We start from the raw sequence: 4,758 nt of genomic DNA, 5'->3' as shown, positions 1-4,758 counted from the left end.
TTCTGCTGCAGCAATCGGAAGTCCTGGAACACACACCCCATGGACTGCCGCAGCTTGGGTACACGCCGCGACGAGAGGCGGTTCACGTGAAAGTCAGCGACATGAATGTCACCCGAGGTCGGCGTCTCCTCCTTGAGGAGAAGTCGCATGAATGTCGACTTCCCCGAACCCGACGGGCCGATGAGGAAGACGAAGTCCCCTTTTTCCACCGAGACCGTCACGTCGTCCAGAGCTGGTCTGGTCGACGTCTTGTAGGACTTGGAGAGATTCGAGGTGCTGATCACGGGTCGCCAGTGTAGCCCCTACCTGTCGGTAGCCGACCGGGGCAACATGTGTGTTGCCTGTGGAAACCTACGGGTTGGCGGTTGCTCTCGGTGCTGACGGCAACAACGACCGAAGCTCCGGCGGCACGGTCAGACCGGGTAGGTACGTCGGATCCTGGGTACCGGCGTCGCCCGTCGTCGACTCGCCGGAGAATCCGGGCTCCCCCGAGGTTGCCCCGGTGTTCGACGGGTCCTCGGTGCCCGAGGGATCGACGGTCGAGCTCGGTGGCGTCGTCGCCGAGGGTTCGGTGTATTCGGACTGATAATTCGGCTGATCTCCGCTGTACTGGCTCGTGTCGATCGGTTGAGGACCGACCTGTTCCGCAGCAGGTTCGGGTCGGACCTGGCCGTACAGAAGAGCAGTGAGGACGAAGCAGACACCGAGCGCAACCGTCGACGTTCGGACTCGCCCGTAGATCCTGGGTGGAATCTTCCAGCTGCGCGACGGCCGATCAGTGCCGTCTGTACCGCCGCCATGTTCGGTCATCGCTCGTTCTCCCGGTCGGACGACGCGCTTTCCGGAGCGACACCTGCTGTGGACAGATCGGGACTGACGCTGATTCCTTCGTGGCGCAGAGCCGCTGCGACACGAACACGCAGATCGCGGCCCACGTGGAATTGCTTGCCGGGCAGGGTCCGTGCCACGAGCCGCACATTCACCACGTCGACCTCGATGCTTTCGACGCCCATCACGGTCGGCTCGTCCAGCAGCAGTGGGCGAATCTGTGGATCCTCGAAGGCGTCGTGACCGACACTCCTGAGGATTTCGTTGACCCGGTTCAGGTCGGCACTGGATGGGATCGGAACGTCGACCACAGCACGAGCCCAGTCCTTGGACAGGTTGATGACTTTGACGATCTGACCGTTGGGAACGGTGATCACTTCACCGTCGACGCTGCGTACTCGCGTTACCCGCAGCGTCACGTCCTCGACGGTACCCTCGGCGTCCTCGGCCGAACCGGTGACCGCGATCTGGACGACGTCACCGAAGCCGTACTGACGTTCGGTAATGATGAAGAAGCCGGCCAGGATGTCCTGCACGATGCGTTGCGCGCCGAAACCCAAAGCTGCGCCGAGTACCGCGGCCGGAGCCACCAGGCCGCTGGCGGCGAATCCGAAGCGGCGCAACACCTCGATCGTCACGAGTACGTAGACCAACGTGACAGCGACCCAGGTGATCACCTGGGCGAGAGCATGACGATGTTTGGCGGCTTCGGTGCGCACCAGAGCGTCACTGTGCTGATAGTTCGAGTCGATCCGCGCGGTGATACGCGATCCGACATAGCTGATGAAACGCGCCATGAGCATCCCACCGAGTATGTACAGCACGATTTCGAGCCCACTGCCGTACAGCCAACCCTTCAGGTCAGCTGGCAGGCCGAGCGAGAGTGCTGTGACCATGCGTTCTACTCTTCCCCGCGCATACGCCAACGAATTCCCGCTTCGAGGAAACCGTCGATGTCGCCGTCGAGCACCGAGGACGGATTGTTGACCTCGTATTCGGTGCGCAGATCCTTGACCATCTGGTACGGGTGCAGCACGTAGGAACGCATCTGGTTTCCCCAGGAACTGCCGCCGTCGCCTTTGAGGGCGTCCATCTCGGCGCGTTCTTCCTTGCGCTTCACCTCGAGCAGCTTGGCCTGCAGAACGCGCATGGCCGACACCTTGTTCTGCAGCTGCGACTTCTCGTTCTGACAGGTGACGACGATGCCCGTCGGGATATGGGTCAGGCGAACCGCGGAGTCCGTCGTGTTGACGGACTGACCACCGGGGCCGCTGGATCGGTAGACGTCGACGCGGATGTCACCCTCGGGAATGTCGATGTGATCGGTCGTTTCGACGACAGGAAGAACCTCGACCTCGGCGAACGACGTCTGGCGACGGCCCTGGTTGTCGAACGGGCTGATGCGCACGAGGCGATGAGTTCCCTGTTCGACGGACAAGGTTCCGTAGGTGTACGGCGCTTTGACAGCGAATGTCGCGCTCTTGATGCCCGCTTCCTCGGCGTAGGACGTGTCGTACACCTCGACGCTGTAGCCGTGTTTCTCCGCCCAGCGGATGTACATGCGCATCAGCATTTCGGCCCAGTCCGCCGCGTCGATCCCGCCGGCCCCGGAACGGATGTTGACCAGCGCATCACGCTGGTCGTACTCACCGGACAAGAGCGTGCGCACCTCGGCCGCGGCAATATCCTCGCGCAGCGAGGCACGTTCTGCATCCGCGTCGGCGGTGGCCGATGTCTCGGCTTCGCCCTCTTCGCCTTCGGCGAGTTCGTACAGGACCGGAAGGTCGTCGAGACGAGAACGTAGCTCTTCCACCCGACGGAGCTCGGCCTGCGCGTGCGAGAGCTGACTGGTCACTTGCTGGGCGTGTTCCTGGTCGTTCCACAGATCGGGGGACGCCGCCTGATGTTCGAGCTCGTCGATGCGGCGACGGAGTTCTTCGACATCGAGAACAGACTCGATGGTGGTGAGGGTGATGTCGAGTTCGTTCAGGTCTGCGGAGACGTCGGGATGCACGAGAGTCAAGGTTACCGGCAGTTGCACGGACAGCAGACCAGAGCGTCTCACCTCCCGCCGGGGTGAGAGCTACAGAATCGGCCTGTCCTACTCTTGAGCAGTGACTTTCTCCGCCGACGACCTGCAGCTCGCCCTGTCCATCGCCGACCAGGCCGACGACATCACCCGCGATCGCTTCCTCGCTCTGGACTTGAAGGTCGCCGACAAGCCCGACCTCAGCCCGGTCAGCGACGCCGATCTCGCCGTGGAAGAGAAGGTCAGGTCGACTCTGGCCGCAGAGCGACCCGAGGACGCGATACTCGGCGAGGAATTCGGTGGCGACGCGATCTTCGAAGGCCGTCAATGGGTGGTCGATCCGATCGACGGAACCAAGAATTTCGTCCGCGGAGTTCCGATCTGGGCAACTTTGATCTCACTTCTCGTGGACGGAGTCCCCGTCGTCGGAGTGATCAGCGCCCCGGCACTGAACCGTCGGTGGTGGGCAGCGAAGGGCGACGGGGCCTGGACGTCGTACGACGGCGGCGAACCCCGTTCGATCGCGGTGTCCTCCGTCCGCGAGCTCTCGTCTGCGAGTCTGAGTTTCGCGAGCCTGTCCGGATGGCAGGATCGCAACATCCGTGACCGGTTCATCGACCTGACCGATGCCGTGTGGCGAGTGCGCGGGTACGGCGATTTCTTCTCGTACTGCCTGCTCGCCGAAGGCACCCTCGACATCGCGACCGAACCCGAGGTCTCCCTGTGGGACCTTGCACCGCTCGACATACTCGTCCGCGAGGCGGGCGGTCGCTTCACCTCCCTCGACGGAGATGCGGGCCCCCACGGCGGGAGTGCGGTCGCCACGAACGGCTTCTTGCAGGACGAGGTCCTGGGCCGCCTGCGACCAGTGTGACCGCTACGTCCTAGGCGAACGCCGCGAACACCAATGCCAGCACCGGAGTGATTCCCTGCACGACGGCAGGGCGGAAATACTTCCTGCCTCCTGTCGCGAGAACGAACGCTGCCCCGACGATGCTGAGACACGCGAAGACGACGATCGCATCGCCGGCGTCGCCGCCGATGATCAGTCCGACAACGATGCCGACGGCAAGAAACAGGTTGTAGAAACCCTGGTTGAACGCCATCGGCCTGACTACGTCGGCGTCGGCCTGGCTGGCGACACCGAAGCGCTTCCACACCGAGGGCTTGCTCCAGGCCACGCTTTCGAACACGAAGATGACGACATGGAGGATCGCTGCTGCGGCAGCGAAGATCTGGGCTAGTACAGGCACGAAGTCAGATGCTGCCACACCTGTCGCGATTTCTGCGGCGACTGTGCGAGGCCCGCCGTACGACGCACTTCTTACTGGGGAGTAGACAGCTAACTTACTCAAGAGTAAGATAGTTGAAGTCCGAGCCCGACACCGAGAAACAGCTGGTGATCATGAGCAAGCAAGACAGTGTGATCGAGACGAAGCGCACAGCGCCTCGCGACACATCCGCAGTAGGCCTCAATCCGTTCAAGCGTGATGCCATCGGCACCGCTATGCGCGTGCTCACGGCCATCACCGGATCCGAACTCGCGGAGAAGTACAACCTCCGTCAGACAATCGACCGAGTGACGTACGAGAGCACCAAAACCGGTTTCAAGACCTTGGGTGCTGCGAACCGCACATTCGCCAAGGCAACCGGAGGCGGCAAGCCGAAGCGTCTGGAAGATGCGGCCGTCAAGAACCTCGACTACTTCGATCTGACGCCCGACGACGAACAGCGCATGATCGTGGAAACGGTCAAAGAGTTCGCCGAAGAAATTCTGCGGCCCGCAGCGTTCGACGCAGATGCGTCGGCATCGTCGCCAGAGGATCTGGTCCGTCGCTCGGCTGAGCTCGGCATCACGTTCATCAACGTTCCCGAAGAGCTCGACGGTGCGGCAAGCGAAC

General features: G+C 62.5%; 7 protein-coding genes. 2 read left to right on the top strand and 5 right to left on the bottom strand.

The features are described 5' to 3' along the window. The 4 genes from A2J03_RS01685 to prfB all read right to left on the bottom strand — a co-directional run. Nucleotides 1-284, bottom strand: a 284-nt coding sequence (locus A2J03_RS01685) for an ATP-binding cassette domain-containing protein (RefSeq protein WP_156520138.1), incomplete at its 3' end; no start/stop codon positions are given. Nucleotides 285-351: 67 nt separating this feature from the next. Next, a complete protein-coding gene (locus A2J03_RS01680; protein ID WP_068368859.1) occupies nt 352-810 on the bottom strand; it encodes a hypothetical protein in 459 nt (152 codons plus the stop codon). Then, complete coding sequence (locus tag A2J03_RS01675; protein ID WP_068368856.1) at nt 807-1,724, bottom strand: mechanosensitive ion channel family protein; 918 nt, start codon at nt 1,722-1,724, stop codon at nt 807-809. Before A2J03_RS01675 ends, A2J03_RS01680 begins: the two co-directional genes overlap by 4 nt. 5 nt (nt 1,725-1,729) lie before the next feature. Then, nucleotides 1,730-2,842, bottom strand: a complete 1,113-nt coding sequence (prfB, locus tag A2J03_RS01670) for a peptide chain release factor 2 (RefSeq protein ID WP_068368865.1) — start codon at nt 2,840-2,842, stop codon at nt 1,730-1,732. A 100-nt stretch (nt 2,843-2,942) separates the two neighbouring features. Between prfB and hisN the strand changes: the two genes are divergently transcribed. Then, the gene (gene hisN / locus A2J03_RS01665) at nt 2,943-3,731 is read left to right on the top strand and encodes a histidinol-phosphatase (RefSeq protein ID WP_068368853.1); all 789 of its coding nucleotides are present in this window, start codon (nt 2,943-2,945) and stop codon (nt 3,729-3,731) included. A 10-nt stretch (nt 3,732-3,741) separates the two neighbouring features. Here the strand turns inward: hisN and A2J03_RS01660 are convergent, their stop codons facing one another. Next, a complete protein-coding gene (locus tag A2J03_RS01660) occupies nt 3,742-4,110 on the bottom strand; it encodes a DUF1304 domain-containing protein (protein ID WP_068368862.1) in 369 nt (122 codons plus the stop codon). 146 nt (nt 4,111-4,256) lie between these two features. On the opposite strand from A2J03_RS01660, the gene A2J03_RS01655 reads away from it, so the two are divergent. Further along, nucleotides 4,257-4,758, top strand: a 502-nt coding sequence (locus A2J03_RS01655) for an acyl-CoA dehydrogenase family protein (protein WP_197480562.1), incomplete at its 3' end; no start/stop codon positions are given.

This window comes from Rhodococcus sp. EPR-157 (genome assembly GCF_001647195.1).
Lineage (GTDB): Bacteria > Actinomycetota > Actinomycetes > Mycobacteriales > Mycobacteriaceae > Rhodococcoides.
The sequence above is the reverse complement of the archived record's forward strand: the minus strand, read 5'-3'. Positions and strand labels throughout refer to the sequence as shown.